This is a genomic window from Pseudomonas sp. D3-27 (assembly GCF_051132165.1).
In the GTDB taxonomy this organism is placed as follows: Bacteria; Pseudomonadota; Gammaproteobacteria; order Pseudomonadales; family Pseudomonadaceae; genus Aquipseudomonas.
In genome coordinates this window covers 4,702,569-4,727,508 of sequence record NZ_CP071667.1, presented here as the reverse complement: position 1 = coordinate 4,727,508, position 24,940 = coordinate 4,702,569, and the positions used below count along the sequence as shown (strand labels likewise).

The window sequence follows — 24,940 nt, the reverse complement described above, 5'->3', positions numbered from 1 at the left end:
TCGGTGGTCATGGATCTGCTCTAGAGTCTTTTCGCGATCGGCTATTAATAAAGTAGGTATTTATGTGCGGTCGATGGCGGTAATCTATCAATTGAAGACAGGAAGTCTTTTATGGAATTCAAGTTGAGGAAAGAGGTGGTCGAGGCGGCCGCTAAAGCGCCCAAAGTTTTCGTCGAGGCGTCGCTTGGGGGGGATGGTCAATATAACAGAGCGCCTGGGATACAATTAACCAAGGAACAGGTCATCAGCTTGAGACGGTATGAAATGTTGGGATTGTCGCTTCCTCAGCGGCTAACTGACGTGATTAGCTATTTGAACTATGGCGCCGGTGATGCGGGTCGCCCAGGGCTGACGCCCATGGATTTTTTGGGAACATTTACCACGACGTATGATCATGCTAGGCGTTGGTCACCGTTACGTGAAAAAATTCAACTGACCGGCGCTGACCTGCAAGGCTTTGCCCGTATTATCGTCGGGCGGGGAGCTGCGATCTCCGAAGTTTATGGTGATCTTAGATCGTCCAGGTATCTGGAAGAACACAACATAACTACCATTGAAGAATACCTGAAGCTGAAGGTTGAAATTCCGCACCTTCCTGATCTGGCGCTCCCATCGGGGGATATCCGGGAAATAAAGTTCTATCTCAACAGCATACTGGATGGGGTCAAGAGCCGTCATGTCTCCGCTGAAGCGGTCCGACGGGAGCTGGATAGTTTCGGGACCGACATGCGAGAAAAGGTATTGCCGAGAATTAAGTTGCGCTTGAAAGCTGTGACTGAAAACCCCTATGAAGACGAAATTCGGAGCATTCAGGAGGACATCGATCAACGTGCCGCTGAGATTGATGAACTCAACAACCAATACGATGCCATGGTCAAGGAAGCGATTGTTGCCGCAGCGACATTGAATGTCGGCGGTCTGATCATGGGTATTTACCAGGGCGTTCAGGCCGAGAACATACGCAAAAAGCGTAACGAACTGAAAAGCACCCAAGATACCGCTATCGCGAAATTGGGTAGCAAACATCAAACACTTTCTTCATTGAACCGGGTGCGGGGTGATCTTCAAAATCTCAGTGCGGTCACGATTGAAGCGGAAGTCGCTACGCAGAACCTTATGTTGGTCTGGAATTCGCTCAGCCAGTTCATTGAGGACTCTCTGAAGACAGTCGATGAGGTACACGATGCGGTGTCTCTGAGATCGTTCCATAATAGTCTCAAACTGGTGGTTGAACCTTGGGGCGAAGATATAGGCCCTACCGCGCGGGCGCTGAACGCGATTTTTGAAGAGGCTCAACGGGAAATTGATGCCGGTAATTTGATCAGGACAAGGAGCGTACAAATGTATTCGTTATCAAGTGGTGTGGATTATCCGCAAATCAATATCAGGGCGTTGTATGGCTACAACTCGAATGTCCAGACTGCAAAGACGCAAACGCAGTTTCTCGCTGAACGGCATGATTACCTACCGGCCGTGGTGGGCAGAATGACGGGTTTGGCCACCGCTATTGACAGCCAGACGTTCAACCTTCGCAACACCGCACAGAGTGCGCTTCATATCCTGAATAGAACAAACGGACGGCTTGAAAGATATCAGGACGAACTTGAAGAGCTTGGCAGTGAGTCGGATAAGCAAGAGGTACGCTACGATATGGAGAAAGCGCTTCGAGCCACATCCGGAGAAATTAGCCAGCAGGTCGACAACCTCAAGCAGATCGAACTTAACCTGAGCGCCCGATACGACAGGGAAGCATCGAAACAATGGACGCTTGCACTGCTGCAAGACCGGACATTTGTAGAAGAGCAAAAAGATAAGGCCGAAGCCAAGCGTGTCGAGCTGCTTGAACAGGTCGCTTCGGTGTCCAATGCTATCGAGTTGATTGGAAGAAACGGCGTCGAAAAAATTGGCCAGGAAGCTCAGCTGACAGTGGAGAGTCTGATGGCAATGGGTATGGCACCTCCTCAGATGCAGGTGGCATTGTTGGCGATGGACACTTTGAAAAAAACGATCGCAGGTATTGGAGAAACCCTTTCCTACCTCAATATGGTTGCCGGGCGCGACAGGCTTCGTGACAGGGCTCATCAACTGATGATGGAGGCGGGAGACCGGCACAAGGAACTTTCTGAGGTCCAAGGGAAAATCGACTTGGTTGAGAGTCTGGATAGGTTGGACAGTGTTCGCTGGGACTACCTCAAGGAGTTTGGAAATGTCGTGGCTGCCTATGAGAAGTTTTCAAAGGCATTCGCGTGGGAAAGGTCGCGGCCCGTCGAAGAGAATGTCCGTAACGCGCGCGTGCTCATTCCTGGATTCACGCAATACTTACGACCCATTCTCCAGCCATGAAAAAGTCTGGCACCGCGTCGGCATGCGCCGATTGAATTAATGCTATAGGCGATGGCGGTCCGAGAGGCGGCCATCGCCAGGAACATCTCATGAATCGATATGGACATGATTTTACTGAGGGGCAGCGCAGGGCATTGGACCGTTATATTTCTTTCCTTGGCGGCTTGCGCTCGGTCTTTGACAGGATATCGGCAGTTCTTGAAAGGAGCCGCGTCAGCGGTCATCAGGCAGCGTCGCTTCCTAGGGATTCGCGATTAGACAACGCGTACTTCAACGGGCGGGCCCTTTCGGCATTAGGGGGGGATGTCAGTGATACCAAGGCGCTCGTCGATACTCATGTGGCTGAACTGAGGCTGTTCGCGGGAGAAGCGTTGGGTCTGGCAGAGAAAACCCCCAGGCAAACGCCACTTTCTGAAATTGACTACAGACGTTTCAGTCTTTCTCGTTCCGAACGTTGGAAACTATCGTCACCGAAGAATGTTGGGGATCTGGTCCATGAGCTTTACCTTCGTCTTGTTGACGTCAGAAGTGCCATCAGGCAACTCGACTTCAAGTTCGCCGGGATAAACCAGGACTCGTTTGGGGTGTACTCGATATTCACGAGGGCCATGGATCACCGAAGCTGCTATTGCCATGATCGACCGACGCTGGCGCAGGCACTGTTCCAGCAGGCCAGCACTTCACCGTCATGGGACCTGGGTTATTCCTCCACGGATGCGTCAATCAGGGCTACGGAGTACAAGGCTGATATTGCCGCCCTGTTCAATATTTTCAGTAGCCTTAATTCCCAGATGGGGTTGCTTGCCCGAGCGTTATACCTGTCCATGGACGCTGCGATGCTAGAGGTCGAGCGAGCAAGTTATGCCGGCAATCTCAAAGAATTGAATTTTGGATTGGGCGCAGCCATTGAGACACTCGAGCAATGCACGACGATGCTGGATGACTTTCACAGGTGGCTATGCAGATAAAAAAGGTCCATGGTTTCCCATGGACCTTCTCATTCAGCCGTATTAAACGTAAAACGACTTCAACGGCGGAAACCCATTGAACTCCACCGCGCTGTAGCTGGTGGTATAGGCGCCGGTCGACAACCAATACAGGCGATCACCGATTGCCAGGTTCAACGGCAAGCCGTACTTGTAGTTCTCATACATGATGTCGGCGCTGTCACAGGTCGGGCCGGCGATCACTACTTCTTCCATCTCGCCTTTTTTCTCGGTCCAGATCGGGAACTTGATGGCTTCGTCCATGGTTTCGATCAGGCCGGAGAACTTGCCCACGTCCGTGTACACCCAGCGCTCGACGGCGGTACGGGACTTGCGCGCCACCAGCACCACTTCGCTGACCAGGATACCGGCGTTTGCAATCAACGAACGGCCCGGCTCCAGGATGATTTCCGGCAGGTCGTCACCGAAGTCTTCCTTGAGGAAACGGATGATTTCCTCGGCGTAGGTTTCCAGGCTGTTGGTACGAGTGATGTAGTTGGCCGGGAAGCCGCCGCCCATGTTGATCAGCTTCAAGACGATGCCGTCTTCTTCCTTCAGGCGCTCGAAGATCACCTTGACCTTGGCGATAGCCGCGTCCCAGACGCTGATGTCGCGCTGTTGCGAGCCAACGTGGAACGAGATGCCGTACGGCACCAGGCCCAGGTCGCGGGCGAGGATCAGCAGGTCCATGGCCATGTCGGTCTGGCAGCCGAACTTGCGCGACAATGGCCAGTCAGCGGTGGTCGAGCCTTCAGTGAGGATCCGCACATAGACCTTGGAGCCCGGCGCGGCCTTGGCGATGTTGCGCAGGTCGGCTTCGGAGTCAGTGGCGTACAGGCGCACGCCCTTGTCATAGAAGTAGCGGATGTCTCGGGATTTCTTGATGGTGTTGCCGTAGCTGATCTGCTCCGGGCCGACGCCACGGCTCAGGACCTTGTCCAGCTCGTAGATCGAAGCGATGTCGAAGTTCGAGCCTTTTTCCTTGAGCAGGTCGATGATTTCCACCGCCGGGTTGGCCTTGACGGCATAGTAGACCTTGGCGAATTCGAAACCGGCGCGCAGGTCGTCATAGGCCTGGGCGATCATCGCGGTGTCGATCACCACGAACGGGGTTTCCTGCTTGTCGGCGAACGCCTTCATTTTCTGAAAGGTTTCGCGCGCGAAATAATCTTCGACCTGGATCGACATACTTGGGACTCCTACTGGCAAACATCAGAATCAATGGGTTTGAGGGCAAGCTGCCCCCGCGAACGTCCTCCGTATCCCCACTTTGGTTCGCCTACTTCCCAAGGCATGTCGCCGAAAGCAAAAAGGCCATGGGACGCTTGATTCCCTTGGCCTTGCTGTCTCGTCGTCAGTACTTGAGCCGGATGGATCGTTTCCAGCATGGACGTTCGGCGCGAACTTTAGGGCGTGAGGGACCTGAGATCAACTAAAAATGTCGCGTTTTTGCACGCATCCGTCGTGCGGTGGTCGACAGCTCATGATGTAACCGACCTGCGTGACAGATTGACGTTCCCCTCGATCGGTTTTCGAGCTTGCTCAATATGGCTTTTGCCTTTGTGGCGAGGGAGCTTGCTCCCGCTGGGGCGCGCAGCGGCCCCAAAAAAGCGATGAGCGCTTCGCACTGGAGCGCCAGCCCGGTCAAGCGGGAGCAAGCTCCCTCGCCACAAAAGCGGTCGTGGTTGGTCAGACTGAGGCAGCCTCCGCCGGCGAAACAATACTGGTCTTGCCGCCACGGGACTTGCCGGAGCTCAGGTACTCGGCAATCGATTCCTGCGTCACTTCGCCGAGGAACACCCGCTCGGCGTCCATCACCGGCAGCCACGAGCGATTGAACTCGTACATGCGTGACAACAGGATCCGCAGATGTTCGTCGTAGGCGGCGGTGGCATTGAATTCCCGCAGGTATTGGCCGCAGGTTCCGGTCTGACGGTACAGGTCGCGGCGTCTTACATACCCCAGGGCCTTATTCTCGGCACAGGTGACCACCACGTAGCGCCGGTCATGTTCGTCCATCAGTTCCAACGCCTCGGTCACCGGGGTTTGGGGGCTGACCGAGGGGGCGTTGTCCGCCGCGTCTTCGGCCTTGACCAATAGCAGGCGCTTGAGCGTGCTGTCCTGACCGACGAAATTGCTGACGAACTCATCGGCGGGATGTGCCAGCAGCGTGTCCGGGTGATCGCACTGGATCAATTTACCGGCGCGGAAGATCGCGATCTTATCCCCCAGCTTGATGGCCTCGTCGATGTCGTGGCTGACCATGATCACGGTCTTGTTCAGCGCCCGCTGCATCTCGAAGAACTCGTTCTGGATCATCTCGCGGTTGATCGGGTCGACCGCGCCGAAGGGCTCGTCCATCAGCAACAGCGGCGCATCGGCCGCCAGGGCGCGGATGACACCGATCCGTTGTTGCTGGCCGCCGGACAATTCGCGCGGGTATCGGTGCAGGTATTGCTTGGGTTCAAGCTTGATCATGCTCATCAATTCGCGGGCGCGGTCGTGGCATTTCTGCTTGTCCCAGCCCAGCAGGCGTGGGACGACGGTGATGTTTTCCTCGATGGTCATGTTCGGGAACAGACCGATCTGCTGGATCACGTAGCCAATATTGCGGCGCAGGGTCACCTCGTCCAGGCCGGTGGTGTCTTCACCATTGATCAAGACCTTGCCCGAGGTCGGCGGGATCAGCCGGTTGATCATTTTCAGCGTGGTGCTCTTGCCACAGCCCGACGGCCCGAGGAACACGCAGATCTCGCCTTCATTGACGGTCAGGTTCACCGAGTCCACGGCTTTCACATCCTTGCCGTTGCTCTTGAAGGTTTTGCTGAGGTTTTGTAATTCGATCATTTCAGTAATCCTTTCGGAGTCAATGAGCGTTGCAGCCATTGCAAAAGCAGGTCGGCGAAGATGGCCAGGAGGCTGACCAGCAAGGCGCCGACGATCAGCATCGACATATCGCTGCGGCTGATGGAAGCGAGGATGAGCACCCCCAGGCCACCGGCGCCGATGGTGGCGGCGATGGTCATGACGCCGATGTTCATGACCACGGCGGTGCGCACGCCGGCCAGGATCACCGGCACGGCGATGGGAAGTTCGACCATGCGCAGGCGCTGGCCGAAGGTCATGCCGATGCCGCGGGCGGCTTCGCGAATACCGGGTTCGACCCCGGTCAGGGCCAGGTAGGTGTTGCGCATGATCGGCAACAGTGAGTAAAGAAACACCGCGGTGATCGCCGGCATCGGCCCCAGGCCTTGGCCGAACTTGGAATAGAACGGCAGCAGCAGCCCGAACAGGGCAATCGACGGAATCGTCAGCAGCACCGTGGCGCTGGCCTGCAACGGGCCGGCGAGCGCCGGGAAGCGGGTCATGAAAATGCCCAGCGGCACGCCGATCACGATTGCCAGGGTCACGGCGATGCCCACCAGGGTGATGTGCTGCCAGGTCAGGTGCAGCACCAGCGGCCAGTCCAGATGGGAAAAGGCGTCAAGAAAATCCATGGCTTTTCCTCCAGGTCATTGGGTTGAGAGCAGCGAATGCTGACGCAGGAAATCGGCGGCAACGGCGGAAGGGCTTTCATGATCCACGTCCACGCGGGCATTGAGCTGGCGCATGGTTTCGTCGTCGAACAGTTCGGCCAGGGGCTTGAGTTGCGCGGCCAGTTGAGGGTGCGCGTCAAGGAATGCCTGGCGTACCACCGGCGCGGCGGTGTAGTCGGGGAAGTAATGCTTGTCGTCTTCCAGCAGCTTCAGTTTGAAGGCATTCAGGCGCCCGTCGGTGGTGTACACCAAACCGGCGAAAACCTGGCTGTTGCGCAGCGCCGTGTAGACCAGGCCCGCGTCCATCTGGCGGATGTTCCTGCGGGTCAGGTTCATACCGTACTGCTTGACCATGCCGGCCAGGCCGTCGGAACGGTTGGCGAACTCGGTGTCCAGGGCAACCAGATGGTTCTCGTCGGCCTCGGCCTGCAACACCGCGTTCAACTGGCTGATGGAATTGATCTGCGGGTACTTCTTCGCGACTTTTTCAGGAAGGGCCAAGGCGTAGGTGTTGCTGAATTTCGACGGAGCAAGCCAGACCAGGCCTTTTTTCGCGTCGAGTTCTTTCACTCGAGCGTAGGATTGGGCGCTGTCGAGTTTTTCGGTGACATGGTTGTAGGCCACCAACGACACGCCGGTGTACTCCCAAAGCAAATCCAATTGCCCGGATTCCTGGGCGCTACGGGCCAGGTTGCTTCCCAGGCCGCCGGTGACTTGCGCGTCGTAACCTTTGTCACGCAGGTATTGCGCGGTGATTTCCGCCAGCAATGTCTGCTCGGTGAATACCCGGGCGCCGAGGCGGATCAGCGGTTTTTCAGCGGCTTGGGCAAACCCTGCGAACAGCAGCAGGCACCCCAGAATCAAGCTCATCTTCTTCATAACGTTTCCTTTATCCAGCCAGGCTCAGGACGGTCGTAGACCGCGTTCCAGCCAGAGGCGGCTGGCCAGTGTCACCAGCCCGTCGAGCAGCAAAGCGAGCAGGGCGGTGCAGGCTGCGCCGAGCAGCAATTGCGGCTGGTTGTTCAAGGCGATGCCGGGGAAGATCAGGCTGCCAAGGCTGTTGGCGCCGATCAGGAACGCCAGGGGCGCGGTGCCGACGTTGATCGCCAGGGCCACGCGCACCCCGCCGACTATGATTGGCACGGCGTTGGGCAATTCGACTTTCCACAACACCTGGCGCGCAGTCATGCCGATGCCGATAGCGGCTTCCTTGAGGGAACCCTGAACGTTTTTCAGGCCTTCATAGGTGTTGCGCACGATGGGCAATAGTGAGGCGAGGAAGAGGGCGAAGATGGCGGGCCCGTTGCCGATGCCCAGGACGCCTAGGGCGATGGCCAATACGGCCAGGGGGGGCACGGTGTTGCCGATGTTGAACACTTGCATGAAGCGTTCGGCACGCCCGACCATGCCGGGGCGGCTGAGGAGTATGCCGGCTGGGATGCCGACTATCAGGGCCGCAAACATGGATGCCAATACAAGCATCAGGTGCGCTTGCAGGTAAAACAGCAGATCGTCGCGGTAGCGTTGGATCGTATCGATGCCAATCCAGTGGACCAACAGGGCCAGGAGTGCGACGACGAACGCAGCCCCTGTCAGCCCTTTGCCATAGCGGATAGCCACAGGCGGACTCCTTTTTCTTTTAGTCGGCGCACGCTTTGCTCGGGCGGCAAACCATCATGGGATGCCGGGAAAACGTTCGCGAGAAGCAGCTCTTTTCGAGGCGGGTCAAAGGACCGTCGAAGCGAGCCATGGGCGCAGCCTCGTCAGGCTAACTTGCTGATTTTGCAGGCCCCGACGGTTGCTCATATCAGGGTTGTGGACGGCTCCACGCGGCAAAAGGTTCCCATGCTGGGCAGCATTTGGCCACCCTCGATGTGCTCAACGGTTCGGTTCCTGGCCCAAGTTGAGCTATAATCGCCGCCCTTTTTTGAATCACCTGCCAGGCGATTTCCCATGACCAAACAGGCCGCCGAAGTCGCGAAACGCCGCACTTTCGCCATTATTTCCCACCCCGATGCCGGTAAGACCACCATCACCGAAAAGCTCTTGCTGATGGGCAAGGCGATTGCGGTGGCCGGCACGGTGAAATCCCGCAAGTCCGACCGCCATGCCACCTCTGACTGGATGGAGATGGAAAAGCAGCGGGGTATCTCCATTACCACGTCGGTCATGCAGTTCCCGTATCGCGATCACATGATCAACCTGCTCGACACCCCGGGCCACGAAGACTTCTCGGAAGACACCTACCGCACCCTGACCGCGGTGGACTCGGCCTTGATGGTTCTCGACGGCGGTAAGGGCGTCGAGCCACGGACCATCGCGCTGATGGACGTTTGCCGTCTGCGTGACACGCCGATCGTGAGCTTCATCAACAAACTCGACCGCGACATCCGCGACCCGATCGAATTGCTCGACGAGATCGAAGCCGTCCTCAAGATCAAGGCCGCGCCGATCACCTGGCCGATCGGTTGCTATCGCGACTTCAAGGGCGTGTACCACCTGGCCGACGACTACATCATCGTCTACACCCCAGGCCACGGCCATGAACGCACCGAAACCAAGATCATCCAGAAGCTCGACTCCGACGAAGCCCGCGCGCACCTGGGCGATGAGTACGAGCGTTTCGTCGAGCAACTGGAACTGGTGCAGGGCGCCTGCCATGAGTTCAACCAGCAGGAATTCATCGATGGGCAGCTGACCCCGGTGTTCTTCGGGACCGCCCTGGGCAACTTCGGCGTCGACCATGTGCTCGACGCCGTGGTCGACTGGGCCCCGCGCCCGCTGCCGCGCGTTGCCAATGAGCGCACCGTGGAGCCGGTGGAAGAGAAGTTCGCAGGCTTCGTGTTCAAGATCCAGGCGAACATGGACCCCAAGCACCGCGACCGCATTGCCTTCATGCGTATCTGCTCCGGCAAATACGAAAAAGGCATGAAGATGCGCCACGTGCGCACCGGCAAGGACGTGCGTATCGGCGATGCCTTGACCTTCTTCTCCTCGGAACGCGAGCAACTGGAAGAAGCCTTCGCCGGTGACATCATCGGCCTGCACAACCACGGCACCATCCAGATCGGCGACACCTTCACCGAAGGCGAAGCCCTGGGCTTCACCGGTATCCCCCACTTCGCCCCGGAACTGTTCCGCCGCGTGCGCCTGAAGGACCCGCTCAAGTCCAAGCAGTTGCGCCAAGGTTTGCAGCAATTGGCCGAAGAAGGCGCCACCCAGGTGTTCTTCCCGGAGCGCAGCAACGACATCATCCTCGGCGCCGTCGGCGTGCTGCAGTTCGACGTCGTCGCCAGCCGCCTGAAAGAGGAATACAAGGTTGAGTGCTCCTACGAGCCGATCACCGTTTACTCCGCCCGTTGGGTCGAATGTGGCGATAAGAAAAAGCTTGAGGAATTCTCCAACAAGGCCGTGGAAAACCTTGCGCTGGATGGTGGTGGGCATTTGACCTACCTGGCGCCTACCCGGGTGAACCTGGCGCTGATGGAAGAGCGCTGGCCGGATGTGAAATTCCGCGCGACGCGGGAGCATCACTAAGCAGTAAGCGTTTAAAGCCAAAAGCTGTGGGAGCGAGCCTGCTCGCGAAAGCGATAGGTCAGCTTGCCTAGATGTTGGTTGTGCCGGCCTCTTCGCGGGCAAGCCCGCTCCCACAATGGTCTTGTGTCAGATCCTCGATCTCCCGGTCATCCATAGCCCCTGTGGGAGCGAGCCTGCTCGCGAAAGCGGTGGGTCAGGCTGCCTGGATGCTGGATGTGCCGACCTCTTCGCGAGCAGGCTCGCTCCCACACTGGGTTTTGGGTGTTAGTTGGTTTTGAAATAAGGCTTATTCGAAACCATTCTGTCGTGCGGGGGCATTTCTGGCGGTTCGGTGGCGTCTTATCTGGTGAACCGGGCAGTTCAGAACTAGATTTTCTTGAGCGCCGTCGGGCCCCGGCTTTATCCGGAAAAAGAAGGAATTGGTCATGAATAAGCTGCTACGCATGATGTTTTTGCTGAAGGTGTTGGTGATGCTGTCTCTCGGTTCAACGGTTGCCTGGGCTGAGTGCGATGAGCATGAAAAACATGCATCAAGCGGATCGGTGGCGCAGGGTGAGTTGATGCTTGCCGCGACCGATGCGGACGCAGGCGATCCGGACGATGGCGAGGATGATGATGGTTCGCCAATCGATACGCCGGATGATGAGGATCCGGAAGGCGATAGCCAGACGTAGATTTTTGACCTGAAGAAAACCCCTCCAGCCCCAACTGAGACTTAGTTGGGGCTGGAGGGGTTTTTTGTTTACTACTTGCTAATAACTTAGGCTGTCTACTGTCATCTTTGACAGTAGACAGCCCTATCCCGACGCGCATAGATTCGGCTCGACAAACGCTTCACATGTAATGTCAATACAGGGAGACGATCGTGGAGTCGTTATATTTTGCTGCCACACTTAACGTCTTAAGTGCGCTTATTCTTTGGGCCAGATATTCCTATGCCAAGCCGTCGGCATATTTTTGGAGTGGTCTCTGGATAACGAGTTTCATATCGAGTCTCATCTCAGTCGCCGTCGTTACAGGAGAGATGGAGGGGGCGTTGTTTTCTTTGCTAGGCGGAGTAGCTTTAGGGTTTTTAGTTCGTTTTTATATTCCGATTATCAGTCTGTTTGGTGTCGGGCTGCTGGTGGCTAGGTTTACTGTGCCTGTGGCTATCCTGATTTTTGTAAATCAAAAAATTCAGCAAGTGGAGTTGGGGATTGTACTTTGGGGTTGTATCTATGTTATTCAGCTTATTTGTCTGCTCATCGCGGTATTTTATATGCTTTGCAGAGTGCTTGAAGACTTGCCGAGATTTACCATCAATTTTCCGAAGCGTGATGCTGCGCTGCAAAAAATAAGGATGGCCGATGGGCGGTGGAATCCGTTGATTTCCATACATGTTCCTTGTTATGCGGAACCTCCGGCTTTGGTTATTGCCACCCTAAGTGCAGTGGCGAACCTTGAGTATAATAATTTTGAGGTGTTGGTTGTTGACAATAACACAAAAGATCCTGAGCTTTGGAAGCCGGTTGAAAAATTCTGTACAAAACTAGGGCAACGATTTTGTTTTTTTCATGTCGATCCTCTCGCTGGTGCAAAGGCGGGCGCCATAAATTTTGCGCTACGTCACTCGAACGTCGACGCAGAAATTGTTTTGATTATCGATGCGGATTATAAAGTGGACCCTGCGTTCATAAGGCGATATATCGCACTTTTTGAAGATGAAAAAACGGGGTTCGTGCAGACCAGTCATGACTATCGGGAGTGGCGGGGTAATCCGTTTTTATCTGGCGTTTATCATCACTATTTAATTGGCCATAAAACAGTACATCCTGCCTTGAACGAATACGGTGCCGGTTATTTGGTGGGTACGGTGTGTATGGTTAGGCGTCATTTGATTGAAGAACTCGGCGGGTGGGCAGAATGGGCGCTTACCGAGGATCTGGAGCTGGCCATGAGAATTATGGCTAAGGGATATACAGGGCATGTATTCAGCGACACATGGGGCAAAGGGCTTATACCAGAAACTCTGGACGGGATAAAAAAACAACAGTTTCGTTGGTGGGCGGGAGCCACCCAGGAGTTCAGGGTGAATTGGCGTCGATACCTTGGGCTGACTAACGAAAAAATGACGGTGGCTCAAAGAAGCTTGAGATTGTATACGACCTTTAAAGATTGTATCGGTGCGTGCGCATTTTTGGTGGATATATCTTTTTTTCTCGTTTGCGTCTTTCTGGTGTCGAGTTCGCAGGTATTGCAAATACCCCATGGTTTTTTGGGTTTGATTGGGGCGGCAGTGGTTGTAAAATTTCTTGAAATCTGGATCGGCGTCAGAGAACTGGGGAGCAACGAAGTGCGTGATTATTTCATGACATTGATGCTCAAAGGTGCCCTGAGATGGGTGGGTGTGAAGGCGTTCATTTTACCTTTATTTAAACTCCAGATTTCGTGGGTTAGAACGAATAAGTTCAAACAATCCGGAAATTTTCTGCGAGGGGTTAAGTCGTCTTCGGTCGAAATTTTGATAGGGCTCATTTATCTCCTGTGTGCTCTGTTTCTCGTGCCTTTTGCACATTTCGTAGAGTTTGACCTCGTGGCGTTGGTGTCCATCTGGTTTTTTATTCAAGGCGGATCGTTCTTCTGTACGCTAGTCATGGCAATCGTTAGTGAGAGCGCATTGGATCAGGAGCGACTGGAATTAGCCAAGGTGACTGATAGCGAGGTGTGAGGATCTAGCGCTTGGCGCTAAGTTGACGCGCGGCTTGTGGGGGCGAGCTTGCTCGCGATGGCGGCGTTTTTCAAGGTAGTGGTTCAGCTTGCATGGACGGGCTGCCGGCCTTGTAGTCGAGGCGCCTACAAATGCCGGCCAGCCCTTTTGATGTGCGGCGAGTTGCTAGCGTGGATCGGCGATATCCAGCGCCCGATTCGCCAGTAGCTCACTCACCTCTGTCACTTGCAGGATCCCCATCGCAACATGCCGGCGAGAACCCTCAAGATCGAACGCCAAGTCGCTGATCATGGCGTTGGCGGAGGCCAGGTTTTCGCTGAGGTTGGCGAGCAGGCTTTCAGTATCGATGCTCTCGACGACAGTGAAGAGCTGCGCTGCTGACGGGGCTTTCTTGGCTTTGGCCTGTTCCGGCTTCAAATAATAATCGAGCGCCCGCTCAGTGGCTTCGTGGAATTTTTCCGGGTCGAGGCTTGAATAGGACGAGGTGGGGTCTGATTCTGGTGGGTTGGGTGTGGCTTTGAACATGATGACGCTCCTATGGGGAATGGGAGCCGCCAAGACCTGTCGCTAAACAGGATGGTGGCGACTGCACGCAGGTTAGCGAACCGGACATAGGCACCCGGTAGACCCGAAGGTCTCCTACATACAGCCGCCATAACATAGTTGCGAGTTTGGACGCCGCAATGATGCATGGTTGCTTATGTGCCTAAGGTTCGGGTCGCTAAACCCGACCGCTGATTTTCAGCGACCCGGTAACCATAAGGTCCCGCCCCAAGGCGCACAAGCGGGCGGATTCTGGCTTAGTTGTAGGCAAAGGCGCAAGGCAACGTAGCCTCGGGACTAGGGCTCCGTGTTACTGGGTATTTGTCTGTAAGGCTCGATGCCTGCCGTTAAAGGGGCCAGGGTCTTAACACCAATCTCGGGCCAACCTGTGGTAGCAAAGCTTGCTCGCGATAGCGGTGGTCAGCCGGCATCTTTTCAGGGTGTGCCGGCGTCATCGCGAGCAGGCTGAACTGGCCTAATGATTTTGGACACTTCAATCGGGCGCTATGATAGCGCCCAAATCTGAGGTGTTTGGATATGCGTAAATCTTATTCGAGTGAGTTCAAGCTCAAGGCTGCCAGCATGGTGCTGGATGAAGGCCAGCCGGTTACCGAGGTCTGTGCCAGCCTAGATATCGGCCCCACTGCTCTGCGCCGCTGGGTCGATCAAGTGCAAAAAGAACGCCTGGGTTCGACCCCGGTAGGGGCCAAGGCGATTACCGCTGATCAGCGAGAAATCCAGAGGCTCAAAGCCCTACTCAGGGAGAAAGACCTGGACATTGAAATCCTAAAAAAGGCCAGTGCTCTCCTGCTTTTGGACGCCAAAGATCATTCACGCTGATCGATGAGCTGGACGAGCAATACGGCGTTAAAAGGTGTTGCCGGGCGTTTGGGATCAACCGCAGTAGTTTCTACGCCTGGCGCCAGCGCCAAGGCAGAGCAAATCCTGAACGGGACAAGCTCAAAGCCGCGCTGGTCAGGCACCACAGGGCGTCCAGAGAGTCGGCCGGCGCACGTACTTTGTCCAAGGAGCTAAAAGCCAAAGGGCATCGTATCGGACGTTATATGGCTCGCAGTTTGATGCGCGAAGCTGGCATCGCTAGTCGTCAGCGCAGGCGCCATAAGTACAAGTCGCCGGGCGTTGAGGCATTGGTGGCGCCGCACGTGCTCAAGCGAAAATTTGATGTAACGGCGGTTAACCAGGTGTGGTGTGGCGACGTGACTTACATCAAGGTCGGCAAGCGGTGGATGTACTTCGCCGCCGTTCTGGATCTGTACGCTCGGAGGATCGTGGGTTGGTCGTTCTCGATGATTTCTGATGCCAACCTGACCTGCGAAGCGCTACGCATGGCGGTTGAGCTACGCGGCCACCCCCAGGATGTGTTGTTTCATTCAGACCAAGGTTGTCAGTACACCAGTCATAAATTCCGAAACGAGCTTGTGAAACACGGGTTTAGGCAAAGTATGAGCCGTAAAGGCGAGTGCTGGGACAACGCCCCCATGGAGCGTTTCTTTGGTAGTTTGAAATCAGAGTGGGTTCCTGAAACGGGCTACAAACTGGAACATGAGGCCCGGGCAGACGTGCAGCGCTATGTCTCGCGCTACAACATCAGCAGGCCTCACAGCTACAACGACTACCGGTCGCCGGTCGCGAAGGAAAGGTTGGCGGCGTGAACCTTAATCGGTGTCCAAGATTACTTGACCAGTTCAGGCTCGCTCCCACATTGGTTTTGTGCCCGCCCTTGATCTCCAAGCCACCCACACTGTTTTTGTGCCACTTCTCCATTCTTGATCACCCAAACCCAGGCAATGGGAAACGGCGATCAGCACCTTTTGTAATAAGGTTTATTCAAAACTTGTCTTTACGATGGCGGCATTTCTAGCTGTTTCGGGGCGTCCTATCTTGTGTGCTACTTTGTTCAAAATTAGCTTCCCTTAAGCGCCATCGGGCTCTGCTGTATCCGGATAAAGAAGGAATTGGGCTATGAATAAGCTGCTGCGCATGATGTTTTTGCTGAAAGTTTTGGTGGTGCTTTCCCTCGGCTCAACGGCTGCGTGGGCCGAGTGCGATGAGCATGAGAAACACGCCTCGAGCGGTTCGGTGGTGCAAGGCGAGATGATGCTGGCCGCGACCGATGCGGACGCAGGCGATCCGGACGATGGCGAGGATGATGATGGTTCGCCAATCGATACACCGGATAGCGATGAAGATGCAGAGGGCGATAGCCAGACGTAGATATCCGACATAAAAAACCTCCAGCCCTGGTCGGACTGGAGGTTTTTTTATTGCCCGTGGCGAGGGAGCTTGCTCCCGCTGGGGCGCGTAGCGGCCCTTTTTGGGACTGCTGCGCAGTCCAGCGGGAGCAAGCTCCCTCGCCACAAGTGCTTTTCTGCCTTAAGTGCTTTGCTGCCTTTTAGCCTTTTAGCCTTTTAGTCTCACGCCGCACCGTCGAGGAACCGCTCGGCGTAGTGACACGCCACCAACCGGTTATCCAACGGCCGCAACGCCGGTTCTTCGGTCTTGCAGCGCTCGGTCGCGTACGGGCAGCGCTTGTGGAAGGCGCAGCCGGACGGCGGGTTCAACGGGTTGGGCAGTTCGCCGACGATCTTGATCTTCGGCTTGTTCGGGTCCGGGTGGATGGTCGGGGTGGCCGACAGCAGCGCCTGGGTGTATGGGTGCAGCGGGCGGCTGTAGATGGACTCGTTGGGGCCCATTTCCACTGGGCGGCCGAGGTACATCACCATCACGTCGTCAGCGACGTGCTGGACCACCGCCAGGTTGTGGGAAATGAACACGTAGGCGGTGTTGAATTCCTGTTGCAGGTCCATGAACAGGTTCAGCACCTGGGCCTGGATCGATACGTCCAGCGCCGAGGTCGGTTCGTCCGCCACCAGCACCTTGGGTTGCAGCATCATGGCGCGGGCCAGGGCGATGCGCTGGCGCTGGCCGCCGGAGAACATGTGCGGGTAGCGCTGGTAATGCTCGGGACGCAAGCCCACCTGCTTCATCATCGCCTGGACTTTCTCACGCCGCTCGGTGGCCGACAGGTTGGTGTTGATCAGCAACGGCTCGGCCAGTTGATCACCGATTTTCTGCCGCGGGTTGAGGGACGCATACGGGCTCTGGAACACCATCTGCACGTCTTTACGCAGTTGCTTGCGTTCGGCCTTGTTGGCGCCAGCCACTTCCTGACCGGCGATTTTCAAGGAGCCCGCGGACGGCTCTTCGATCAGCGTCAGAGCCCGGGCGAGGGTGGATTTGCCGCAACCGGATTCGCCCACCACGGCCAGGGTCTTGCCGGCCTCCAGTTCGAACGACACCCCGTTGAGGGCGCGCACGGTCGCATGGCCCTTGAACATGCCACGGGACACTTCGTAATGACGGGTCAGGTCACGGGCGGTAAGTACGACGGCCATCACGCCACCTCCTGGTTCAACGGGTAGAAGCAGCGGGCGAGGCTGTTGGTTTTCGGATCGAGAGCAGGGCGCTCCTGGCGACAGTTGTCGCGCACATACGGGCAGCGCGGCGACAGCAGGCAGCCTTGCGGACGGTCATAGCGACCGGGAACGATACCCGGCAAGGTCGCCAGGCGCTCGGCGCCCATGCTGTGTTCCGGAATCGCCGCCAGCAGCGCTTCGCTGTATGGGTGGGCGGGAATGTCGAACAACTGAGGCACCTTGCCCACTTCCACGGCCTGGCCGGCGTACATCACGCACACGCGCTGGGCGGTTTCAGCCACGACGGCGAGGTCGTGAGTGATCAGCACCAGGCCCATGTTCTGCTCTTTTTGCAGGGCCAGCAGCAGGTCCATGATCTGCGCCTGGATGGTCACGTCCAGGGCGGTGGTCGGTTCATCGGCAATCAACAACTTCGGCTCGCCGGCAATCGCCATGGCAATCGCCACGCGCTGGCTCATGCCGCCGGACAGTTGGTGCGGGTACGCGTCCATGCGGCTCGCGGCGCCGGGAATTTCGACTTTTTCCAGCAGTTCGATGGCGCGCTTGCGGGCGGCTTTGCCGGACATCTTCAGGTGCAGGCGCAGCACTTCTTCGATCTGGAAACCGACGGTGTAGCTGGGATTGAGCGCGGTCATCGGGTCCTGGAACACCATCGCCAGGTCCTTGCCGACGATCTGCCGACGCTGGCGGTTGCTCAGCTTGAGCATGTTCTTGCCGTCGAAGTTCAGCGCGTCGGCGGTGACGATGCCTGGGTGCTCGATCAGGCCCATCAGCGCCATCATGGTCACGGATTTACCCGAACCCGATTCGCCGACGATCGCCAGGACTTCGCCTTTGTCCACGCTCAGGTCCAGGCCGTCGACCACCGGCACGGCGGTGGCGTCGCCGAAGCGGACGTTGAGATTCTTGATTTCTAGCAGTGACATGGGAATCTCCTCAGGCGGCATTCTTGAGTTTCGGGTCCAGCGCATCGCGCAGCCCGTCGCCCATCAGGTTGATTGCCAGCACGCTGAGCAAAATGGTCAAGCCAGGCAGGCTCACGACCCACCAGGCGCGTTCGATGTAGTCGCGGGCCGAGGCCAGCATGGTGCCCCATTCAGGGGTTGGCGGCTGCACGCCGAGGCCGAGGAAGCCCAGGGCGGCGGCGTCGAGGATCGCCGAGGAAAAGCTCAGCGTCGCCTGGACGATCAGCGGTGCCATGCAGTTGGGCAGCACGGTGATGAACATCAGGCGCGGCAGGCCGGCACCGGCCAGGCGGGCGGCGGTCACGTAGTCGCGGTTCAGTTCGCCCATCACGGCGGCGCGGGTCAGGCGCACGTAGGATGGCAGCGAGACGATGGCGATGGCGATCACGGTGTTGATCAGGCCTGGGCCGAGGATGGCGACGATCGCCACGGCCAGCAGCAAGGACGGCAGGGCGAGCATGATGTCCATCAGACGCATGATGGTCGGGCCGAGGATGCGCGGGAAGAACCCGGCGAACAGCCCCAGCAGGATGCCCGGGATCAACGACATCACCACCGACGACAAGCCGATCAGCAGCGACAGGCGCGAGCCCTGGATCAGGCGCGACAGCAGGTCGCGGCCCAGTTCGTCGGTGCCCAGCAGGAATTGCATCTGCCCACCTTCCAGCCAGGCCGGTGGCGTCAGCAGGAAGTCACGGTATTGCTCGCTCGGGTCATGAGGCGCGACCCACGGAGCGAAGATCGCGCAGAACACGATCAGGGTCATGAACATCAGCCCGGCGACGGCGCCCTTGTTGCGGGAAAACGCTTGCCAGAATTCTTTGTAAGGGGATGGGTACAGCAGGCTTTGATCGACTGCTACCGCGGTAGTTGGAGTACTCATGGTCTTGATCTCAGCGCTGGTGACGGATGCGTGGGTTGGCAAAGCCGTAGAGGATGTCCACGACGAAGTTGACCAGAATCACCAGGCAGGCGATTAACAGGATGCCGTTCTGCACCACGGGATAGTCCCGGGCGCCGATGGCTTCGATCAACCACTTGCCGATGCCCGGCCAGGAGAAGATCGTTTCGGTCAGGACCGCACCGGCCAGCAGCGTGCCGACTTGCAGACCGACCACGGTCAGCACCGGGATCAGCGCGTTGCGCAGGCCATGCACGAACACCACGCGCGACGGCGACAGGCCCTTGGCCTTGGCGGTGCGGATGTAGTCTTCGCGCAGCACTTCGAGCATCGAAGAGCGGGTCATGCGGGCGATCACCGCCAGCGGAATGGTGCCCAGTACGATCGCCGGCAGGATCAGGTGATGCAGCGCATCGAGGAACGCGCCCGGCTCGTCGGCCAGCAGCGTGTCGATCAGCATGAAGCCGGTTTTCGGCTCGATGTCGTAGAGCAGGTCGATCCGCCCCGACACCGGCGTCCAGCCAAGGGACACCGAGAAGAACATGATCAGGATCAGGCCCCACCAGAAGATCGGCATCGAGTATCCCGCGAGGGAGACGCCCATCACCCCATGGTCGAACAGGGATCCTCGCTTGAGTGCCGCGATCACCCCAGCCAGCAGGCCCAGGATACCGGCGAACAACAGGGCGGCCATGGACAGTTCCAGGGTCGCGGGGAACAGGGAGCTGAACTCGGTCCATACGCTTTCACGGGTACGCAGCGATTCGCCGAGATCGCCCTGGGCCAGTTTGCCGATGTAGTCCAGGTATTGGGCATACAGCGGTTTGTTGAGGCCAAGGCGTTCCATTGCCTGTGCATGCATTTCGGGATCGACCCGACGTTCGCCCATCATCACTTCCACGGGGTCGCCGGGGATCATGCGAATCAACGCGAAGGTCAGCAAGGTGATGCCGAAGAACGTGGGGATCAATAATCCCAGTCGGCGGGCAATAAAACTAAACATCTTCAGGTGTACCTCATCAGCCGGTTAGGCGTGCCCTTCGAGGCTTGGGGTCAAGCGTCGAAGGGCGTTTTCTTATCTACTTCACCTGGGTGGTGGCGAAGTTGTTGGTGGTGAGCGGGCTAATCACGTAGCCCTCTACGTTCTTGCGCATTGCCGTGAACATGCGGGTGTGGGCCATGCTGATCCATGGCTGGTCCTGGTTGAAGATCACCTGGGCCTGTTCATAGAGCCTGGCGCGCTCCTCGGGGTTCACTGTGGCGCGTGCCTGGTCGAGCAGCGCCTGGAATTTCTCGTTGCACCAGCGCGCGTAGTTTTCGCCGTTCTTGGCGGCTTCGCAACTGAGCATAGGCGTCAGGAAGTTATCCGGGTCGCCGTTGTCGCCCGCCCATCCGGCGGACACCATGTCGTGCTCGCCGTTTTTCGCGCGCTTGAGCATTTCGCCCCACTCCATCACGCGGATGTCGACCTTGATCCCGACTTTCGCCAGGTCGGCCTGCATCATTTGCGCGCCGAGCATCGGGTTGGGGTTGGTCGGGCCGCCGCCGTTGCGGGTGAACAAGGTAAACACGGTGCCTTCCGGCACGCCGGCTTCCTTGAGCAACTGGCGGGCCTTGTCGAGGTCGCGGGTCGGGTTCTTCAGTTCGTGATTGAAGCCCAGCAGTGTCGGCGGGTACGGGTTAACCGCCACGGTGGCGTTGCCCTTGCCGAACAGGGCGTTGACGTAGGCTTCCTTGTCGAAGGCCAGGTCGATGGCCTTGCGTACACGCACGTCGCTCATGTACTTCTTGCTGGTGTTCAGCGCGGTGTAGGAAACGGTCATCGCGTCCAGCTCGGTGACCTTCAGGTTCGGGTCTTTCTTGATGCTGGGGATGTCATCGGGTTTTGGGTACAGCGCGATCTGACATTCGTTGGTCTTGAGTTTCTGCATGCGCACGTTGTTGTCGGTGGCGATGGCCAATACCAGCGCATCGGCCGGTGGCTTGCCACGGAAGTAGTCCGGGTTGGCCTTGAAGCGAACCTGGGCGTCCTTGTTGTAGCGCTGGAAGACGAATGGGCCGGTGCCGATCGGCTTGCTGTTGAGGTCGCCGGCCTTGTTGGCCTTGAGCAACTGGTCGGCGTATTCAGCCGGGTAGATCGAAGAGAACGCCATGGCGATGTCGGCCAGGAACGGCGCTTCGCGACGGGTCAAGGTGAACTTGACCGTGTGCTCGTCGACTTTCTCGACGTTTTTCAGCAGCTCCTTGAAGCCCATGCTTTCAAAGTACGGGAAGCCCACGCTCGACAGTTTATGCCACGGATGATTCGGGTCCAGCTGGCGCTGAAAGCTCCAGACCACGTCGTCGGCGTTCATGTCGCGGGTCGGCTTGAAGTAATCGGTGGTGTGGAACTTGACGCCCTTGCGCAGGTGGAAGGTGTACGTCAGGCCATCGTCGCTGATGTCCCAGGATTCGGCCAAGGCCGGAATCACTTCGGTGGTGCCGGGCTTGAAATCAGCCAGGCGATTGAAAATGGTTTCCGCCACGGCATCGGCGGTGACTGCAGTCGTGTACTGGACCATGTCGAAGCCTTCCGGACTGGCTTCTGTGCAAACCACAAGGGGTTTGGCCGTGGCGCCAACGGCGACACTCAGCAGCGCGGCGGCGATGGCGGCGCGTAGGGGGTTCATGTTCATCGTCAATCCTCTGCAATCGGGTAATTGGCAAAAGACCGGGCGGGCGACCTTGTGAGTCGACCGCCCGGTGGCAGTTTAGAGAATGTTGAACGGGATGGTGGTGACCAGACGGAATTCGTTGATGCTGCCGTCGGCCTGGTTCTCGCTGGCGCGGTGAGCGGTGTAGGTCGCACGAATCGCGGTGGCCTTCAACGGACCGCTCTGCACGGCGTAGGAAGCACCGATGCCGTACTCGTAGTGATGTTCACCGTCCATGGCCTGGACGCCGTCGTAACCCTTGCCAACTACGCCTTTGTTACCGGTGTAGTGAGTGCCATCGATACCCCAGCCGCGGGCTTGGTAGACGTTGAACTTCAGGCCCGGCACGCCGTACTCGGCCATGTTCAAGCCATAGGCGATCTGGAAGGATTTCTCGTTCGGGCCGTTGAAGTCCGACAGCAGAGAGTTGGCCAGGTAGATGCCGTTGGTTTCGTGCAGGTAGTCGAAGTACTCGTCGCCATTGATTTCCTGGTACGAGAAGGTCACGGTATGAGCCTGGTGAGTCAGGCCGAACGACAGCGAGTAGGTATCGTTGTCGATATCGCCCAGCAGGGCAGAACCCGAATCGACGGTCTTATAGTAGTTCAGGCCAGTGGTCAGGCTCAGTACCGAGCTGTCGCCAAGCACGTGGCTGGCGCCGAAGTAGTACTGGTTCCACAGGTCTTCGGCCTGGGTGCCCCACAGGCTGGTGGTCAGGCTGGCGAGCGGCTGGTAAGTGATACCGGCGGTATTTACATGGTCGGCTTCAGCCGAGGAGTTACCGTATTCGGAGCGGAACTTGCGCTGGCTCTGTTCGGTACGAGGCGAGTTGCGATCGAAGGTGCCGATATCGAAAGACAGGTTCTCCAGCTCTTCGCTGTGCAGGCTCACACCTTCGAAGCTCGAAGGCAGGGCACGGTTGCCGATCACATCGACCATCGGGCTGCTGAAATTCTGGCGACCTGCAGTCAGGGTAGTGTTCGAGACACGGGCCTTGACGTTGGCCAGGCCCAGCTTGCTCCACTGGTCGACAGCATCGCCGCCACTCTCAGTCAGGGTACGGTTGTTTCCGCGGCCGCTTCGTCCTGGCTCTGGAGCGCCACCATTGGCCGATGCCAGATTCTTGCGGTCGCGCTCCAACGCGATAGCGTTGTAGGCAGCCACTTCGGTACTGAAGCCAACAGTGCCCTCGGTGAAGCCCGAGTTGTACTTGATGATGGTGCCTTGCATCCAGTTGATGCGGCGATCAGTTGGAGCCAGGGCGCCGTTCTTCTGATACGAGAATTTTGCGCCACGCTTGAGTTGTTCGTTGGAGTACCAGTTACGGGTACTGCCCTCAAGCTTTTGCCCTTCAATAAAGCCCTTGGCTTCGGATTGAGCGCTGCTGGTCTTGACCGTCACCGGCGTAACCGCCTGGCTCTGGGACTCTGCATAGGCCGTCGCGGTGATGCTGCTGATGGCCAAGGCCAGTATCGCGGTGCTGCTCAGTTTCATCGGTAACGCTCCTTTTTCTTTCTTTTTTATGCCGTTCTTTTTTGGTGATACGGCTATTTGGTTTACAGCTCATTTGCAGCGTGCAAACGTTTGCCTGGCGCCGGATCGGCGAATTACGGCAAGACGTCTGCGTGAGGGCTCCCAGGGAAGCCCTCGCTGTGCGGCGATACGGTTATGGGTTCAGGCTGACGCCCGAGAAGACGTTGCGACCGAAGGGGCTGACTTTGAACCCTTCGACTTTGGCGCTCAGCGGCTGGTTGACCGTCGAGTGGGCAACAGGGGTGATCGGCACTTGCTGCTTGAGCAACTGCTGGGCCTGTTTGTAGAGCACGGTGCGCTTTTCGCGGTCGGTGACGATCTTGGCCTGCTTGATCAGCTTGTCGTAATCCTGGTCACACCACATGGAGTAGTTGTTGCCACCAATGGCGTCACAGCTGTACAGCGTGCCCAGCCAGTTGTCCGGGTCACCGTTGTCGCCGGTCCAGCCGATCAGGCTGATGTCGTGCTCGCCGTTCTTGGTGCGCTTGATGTACTCGCCCCATTCATAGCTGACGATCTTCACTTTCAGGCCGATCTTCGCCCAGTCGGCCTGGAGCATCTCGGCCATCAGCTTGGCGTTGGGGTTGTACGGGCGTTGCACGGGCATGGCCCAGAGGGTGATTTCGGTGCCTTCCTTGACTCCGGCGGCCTTGAGCAGCTCTTTGGCTTTTTCCGGGTTGTAAGGCGTGTCCTTGATGGTCTCGTCGTAGGACCATTGGGTCGGTGGCATGGCGTTCTGCGCCAGTTGCCCCGCGCCCTGGTACACCGCGTTGAGAATGCCTTGCTTGTTCACCGCCATGTCCAGCGCACGGCGCACTTCGACCTGGTCGAAGGGTTTGTGGCGAGTGTTATAAGCGATGTAGCCGAGGTTGAAGCCGGGCTTCTCGATCAACTGCAGCTTGGGATCGTTCTTCAAGGCGGGCACGTCGGCAGGACGCGGATGCAGGGTGACCTGGCATTCGTTGGCCTTGAGCTTCTGCACCCGCACCGACGCATCGGTGTTGATGGAGAAGATCAGGTTTTTCAGCTTCACCCGCTCCGGTGCCCAGTACTTGTCGTTGGCGACGTAGCGAATGTTGGAGTCTTTCTGGTAGCTCTTGAACTCGAACGGCCCGGTGCCGATCGGCTTTTGGTTGATATCGCTCGGCTTGCCGCCCTTGAGCAACTGGTCGGCGTATTCAGCCGACAGGATCGAGGCGAAGCTCATAGCGATGTTCTGGATGAACGCTGCGTCGACGCTGTTCAGCGTCATGACTACCGTCAGCGGCCCGGTCTTTTCTACCTTGGCAATGTTCTTGTTCAGGCTCATGCCGTTGAAGTACGGGAACTCAGTGGGGTAGGCCTTGCGGAACGGATGCTGCGGGTCAAGCATGCGGTTGAAGGTGAACAGCACGTCGTCGGCGTTGAAATCCCGGGTCGGCTTGAAGTAATCGGTGGTATGAAACTTCACCCCTTCGCGCAGGTGGAAGGTGTACTTCAAGCCGTCTTCGGAAATGTCCCAGCTCGTCGCCAGGCCCGGGACGACATTGGTCGCGCCTTTTTCAAACTCGGCCAGGCGGTTGTACAGCGGCTCGGCGGCGTCGTTATCAGTGGCGGTGGTGTATTGCGCGGTGTCGAAACCGGCGGGGCTGCCTTCGGAACAGAACACCAGGCTGCCGCCGGCGGCCTGGGCTGCGGATGTGGCGGCCAGCAGGCCGGTGCCCAGCAATGCGGATAAAACCAAGGTATGGCGCATGAC

20 protein-coding genes are annotated in these 24,940 nt (G+C 57.6%); 7 read left to right on the top strand and 13 right to left on the bottom strand.

Going from position 1 to position 24,940, the window contains the following annotated elements; all coding sequences use genetic code 11:
- Positions 1-111: 111 nt before the first annotated feature.
- Together J3P92_RS21400 and J3P92_RS21395 are read left to right on the top strand one after the other, a co-directional pair.
- A complete protein-coding gene (locus J3P92_RS21400; RefSeq protein ID WP_434648966.1) occupies positions 112-2,343 on the top strand; it encodes an alpha-xenorhabdolysin family binary toxin subunit A in 2,232 nt (743 codons plus the stop codon).
- 89 nt (positions 2,344-2,432) lie between these two features.
- Positions 2,433-3,311 (top strand): hypothetical protein, encoded by an 879-nt coding sequence (locus J3P92_RS21395; RefSeq protein WP_434648965.1) that lies wholly within the window; start codon positions 2,433-2,435, stop codon positions 3,309-3,311.
- A 42-nt stretch (positions 3,312-3,353) separates the two neighbouring features.
- On the opposite strand, the gene J3P92_RS21390 is transcribed toward J3P92_RS21395, so the two are convergent.
- From J3P92_RS21390 to J3P92_RS21370, 5 genes are all read right to left on the bottom strand, one after another.
- Positions 3,354-4,517 carry a type III PLP-dependent enzyme gene (locus J3P92_RS21390; protein WP_420765555.1) on the bottom strand — a complete coding sequence of 388 codons (1,164 nt, stop codon included), beginning with the start codon at positions 4,515-4,517 and terminating at the stop codon, positions 3,354-3,356.
- 501 nt (positions 4,518-5,018) lie between these two features.
- On the bottom strand, positions 5,019-6,176 hold the full coding sequence (locus J3P92_RS21385) for an osmoprotectant ABC transporter ATP-binding protein OsmV (RefSeq protein ID WP_434648964.1): 1,158 nt from the start codon (positions 6,174-6,176) through the stop codon (positions 5,019-5,021).
- Positions 6,173-6,826, bottom strand: coding sequence for an ABC transporter permease (locus tag J3P92_RS21380; protein ID WP_420765553.1), 654 nt, complete (start codon positions 6,824-6,826; stop codon positions 6,173-6,175). The genes J3P92_RS21385 and J3P92_RS21380 overlap by 4 nt, the downstream gene beginning before the upstream one ends.
- A 15-nt stretch (positions 6,827-6,841) precedes the next feature.
- On the bottom strand, positions 6,842-7,744 hold the full coding sequence (locus J3P92_RS21375; RefSeq protein ID WP_434607802.1) for a glycine betaine ABC transporter substrate-binding protein: 903 nt from the start codon (positions 7,742-7,744) through the stop codon (positions 6,842-6,844).
- 24 nt (positions 7,745-7,768) lie between these two features.
- A complete protein-coding gene (locus tag J3P92_RS21370) occupies positions 7,769-8,485 on the bottom strand; it encodes an ABC transporter permease (protein ID WP_434648963.1) in 717 nt (238 codons plus the stop codon).
- A 333-nt stretch (positions 8,486-8,818) separates the two neighbouring features.
- Here J3P92_RS21370 and J3P92_RS21365 point away from each other — a divergent pair, with 333 nt between their 5' ends.
- From J3P92_RS21365 to J3P92_RS21355, 3 genes are all read left to right on the top strand, one after another.
- Complete coding sequence (locus J3P92_RS21365; RefSeq protein ID WP_434560681.1) at positions 8,819-10,402, top strand: peptide chain release factor 3; 1,584 nt, start codon at positions 8,819-8,821, stop codon at positions 10,400-10,402.
- Positions 10,403-10,827: 425 nt separating this feature from the next.
- The gene (locus J3P92_RS21360) at positions 10,828-11,076 is read left to right on the top strand and encodes a hypothetical protein (RefSeq protein WP_434611663.1); all 249 of its coding nucleotides are present in this window, start codon (positions 10,828-10,830) and stop codon (positions 11,074-11,076) included.
- 191 nt (positions 11,077-11,267) lie between these two features.
- Positions 11,268-13,109 (top strand): glycosyltransferase, encoded by a 1,842-nt coding sequence (locus tag J3P92_RS21355; RefSeq protein ID WP_434648962.1) that lies wholly within the window; start codon positions 11,268-11,270, stop codon positions 13,107-13,109.
- 165 nt (positions 13,110-13,274) lie between these two features.
- Here J3P92_RS21355 and J3P92_RS21350 read toward each other — a convergent pair whose 3' ends face one another.
- A complete protein-coding gene (locus tag J3P92_RS21350; protein ID WP_434560675.1) occupies positions 13,275-13,634 on the bottom strand; it encodes a DUF6124 family protein in 360 nt (119 codons plus the stop codon).
- A 555-nt stretch (positions 13,635-14,189) separates the two neighbouring features.
- On the opposite strand from J3P92_RS21350, the gene J3P92_RS21345 reads away from it, so the two are divergent.
- Both J3P92_RS21345 and J3P92_RS21340 read left to right on the top strand, forming a co-directional pair.
- Positions 14,190-15,325 (top strand): IS3 family transposase gene (locus J3P92_RS21345; RefSeq protein WP_434627779.1). Its coding sequence is split into 2 segments (ribosomal slippage): positions 14,190-14,439 and positions 14,439-15,325, totalling 1,137 coding nucleotides; the frame shifts between segments, so codons are not numbered across the junction.
- 310 nt (positions 15,326-15,635) lie between these two features.
- Positions 15,636-15,887: a hypothetical protein gene (locus J3P92_RS21340; protein WP_420765549.1), complete on the top strand. Its 252-nt coding sequence runs from the start codon at positions 15,636-15,638 to the stop codon at positions 15,885-15,887.
- Positions 15,888-16,087: 200 nt separating this feature from the next.
- Here J3P92_RS21340 and J3P92_RS21335 read toward each other — a convergent pair whose 3' ends face one another.
- From J3P92_RS21335 to J3P92_RS21305, 7 genes are all read right to left on the bottom strand, one after another.
- Positions 16,088-17,068: a peptide ABC transporter ATP-binding protein gene (locus J3P92_RS21335; RefSeq protein ID WP_030139820.1), complete on the bottom strand. Its 981-nt coding sequence runs from the start codon at positions 17,066-17,068 to the stop codon at positions 16,088-16,090.
- The gene (locus tag J3P92_RS21330) at positions 17,068-18,036 is read right to left on the bottom strand and encodes an ABC transporter ATP-binding protein (RefSeq protein ID WP_420765548.1); all 969 of its coding nucleotides are present in this window, start codon (positions 18,034-18,036) and stop codon (positions 17,068-17,070) included. The genes J3P92_RS21335 and J3P92_RS21330 overlap by 1 nt, the downstream gene beginning before the upstream one ends.
- Before the next feature lie 10 nt (positions 18,037-18,046).
- Positions 18,047-18,958, bottom strand: a complete 912-nt coding sequence (locus J3P92_RS21325) for an ABC transporter permease subunit (RefSeq protein ID WP_434607793.1) — start codon at positions 18,956-18,958, stop codon at positions 18,047-18,049.
- A gap of 10 nt (positions 18,959-18,968) precedes the next feature.
- Entirely contained in the window at positions 18,969-19,979 is a 1,011-nt protein-coding gene (locus J3P92_RS21320; RefSeq protein ID WP_063322947.1) for an ABC transporter permease subunit, read from the bottom strand.
- Positions 19,980-20,055: 76 nt separating this feature from the next.
- A complete protein-coding gene (locus J3P92_RS21315) occupies positions 20,056-21,651 on the bottom strand; it encodes an ABC transporter substrate-binding protein (protein ID WP_434607790.1) in 1,596 nt (531 codons plus the stop codon).
- Positions 21,652-21,726: 75 nt separating this feature from the next.
- Entirely contained in the window at positions 21,727-23,163 is a 1,437-nt protein-coding gene (locus J3P92_RS21310; protein ID WP_420765545.1) for an OprD family porin, read from the bottom strand.
- 172 nt (positions 23,164-23,335) lie between these two features.
- Positions 23,336-24,937, bottom strand: coding sequence for an ABC transporter substrate-binding protein (locus J3P92_RS21305; protein WP_434560671.1), 1,602 nt, complete (start codon positions 24,935-24,937; stop codon positions 23,336-23,338).
- Positions 24,938-24,940: the final 3 nt, after the last annotated feature.

What these genes read in the sequence shown, in the direction of transcription:
- J3P92_RS21400 (WP_434648966.1), top strand. Translation starts at nt 112, where the DNA reads ATGGAATTCAAGTTGAGGAAAGAGGTGGTCGAGGCGGCCGCTAAAGCG.
- J3P92_RS21395 (WP_434648965.1), top strand. Translation starts at nt 2,433, where the DNA reads ATGAATCGATATGGACATGATTTTACTGAGGGGCAGCGCAGGGCATTG.
- J3P92_RS21390 (WP_420765555.1), bottom strand. Translation starts at nt 4,517, where the DNA reads ATGTCGATCCAGGTCGAAGATTATTTCGCGCGCGAAACCTTTCAGAAA.
- J3P92_RS21385 (WP_434648964.1), bottom strand. Translation starts at nt 6,176, where the DNA reads ATGATCGAATTACAAAACCTCAGCAAAACCTTCAAGAGCAACGGCAAG.
- J3P92_RS21380 (WP_420765553.1), bottom strand. Translation starts at nt 6,826, where the DNA reads ATGGATTTTCTTGACGCCTTTTCCCATCTGGACTGGCCGCTGGTGCTG.
- J3P92_RS21375 (WP_434607802.1), bottom strand. Translation starts at nt 7,744, where the DNA reads ATGAAGAAGATGAGCTTGATTCTGGGGTGCCTGCTGCTGTTCGCAGGG.
- J3P92_RS21365 (WP_434560681.1), top strand. Translation starts at nt 8,819, where the DNA reads ATGACCAAACAGGCCGCCGAAGTCGCGAAACGCCGCACTTTCGCCATT.
- J3P92_RS21360 (WP_434611663.1), top strand. Translation starts at nt 10,828, where the DNA reads ATGAATAAGCTGCTACGCATGATGTTTTTGCTGAAGGTGTTGGTGATG.
- J3P92_RS21350 (WP_434560675.1), bottom strand. Translation starts at nt 13,634, where the DNA reads ATGTTCAAAGCCACACCCAACCCACCAGAATCAGACCCCACCTCGTCC.
- J3P92_RS21340 (WP_420765549.1), top strand. Translation starts at nt 15,636, where the DNA reads ATGAATAAGCTGCTGCGCATGATGTTTTTGCTGAAAGTTTTGGTGGTG.
- J3P92_RS21335 (WP_030139820.1), bottom strand. Translation starts at nt 17,068, where the DNA reads ATGGCCGTCGTACTTACCGCCCGTGACCTGACCCGTCATTACGAAGTG.
- J3P92_RS21330 (WP_420765548.1), bottom strand. Translation starts at nt 18,036, where the DNA reads ATGTCACTGCTAGAAATCAAGAATCTCAACGTCCGCTTCGGCGACGCC.
- J3P92_RS21325 (WP_434607793.1), bottom strand. Translation starts at nt 18,958, where the DNA reads ATGAGTACTCCAACTACCGCGGTAGCAGTCGATCAAAGCCTGCTGTAC.
- J3P92_RS21320 (WP_063322947.1), bottom strand. Translation starts at nt 19,979, where the DNA reads ATGTTTAGTTTTATTGCCCGCCGACTGGGATTATTGATCCCCACGTTC.
- J3P92_RS21315 (WP_434607790.1), bottom strand. Translation starts at nt 21,651, where the DNA reads ATGAACATGAACCCCCTACGCGCCGCCATCGCCGCCGCGCTGCTGAGT.
- J3P92_RS21310 (WP_420765545.1), bottom strand. Translation starts at nt 23,163, where the DNA reads ATGAAACTGAGCAGCACCGCGATACTGGCCTTGGCCATCAGCAGCATC.
- J3P92_RS21305 (WP_434560671.1), bottom strand. Translation starts at nt 24,937, where the DNA reads ATGCGCCATACCTTGGTTTTATCCGCATTGCTGGGCACCGGCCTGCTG.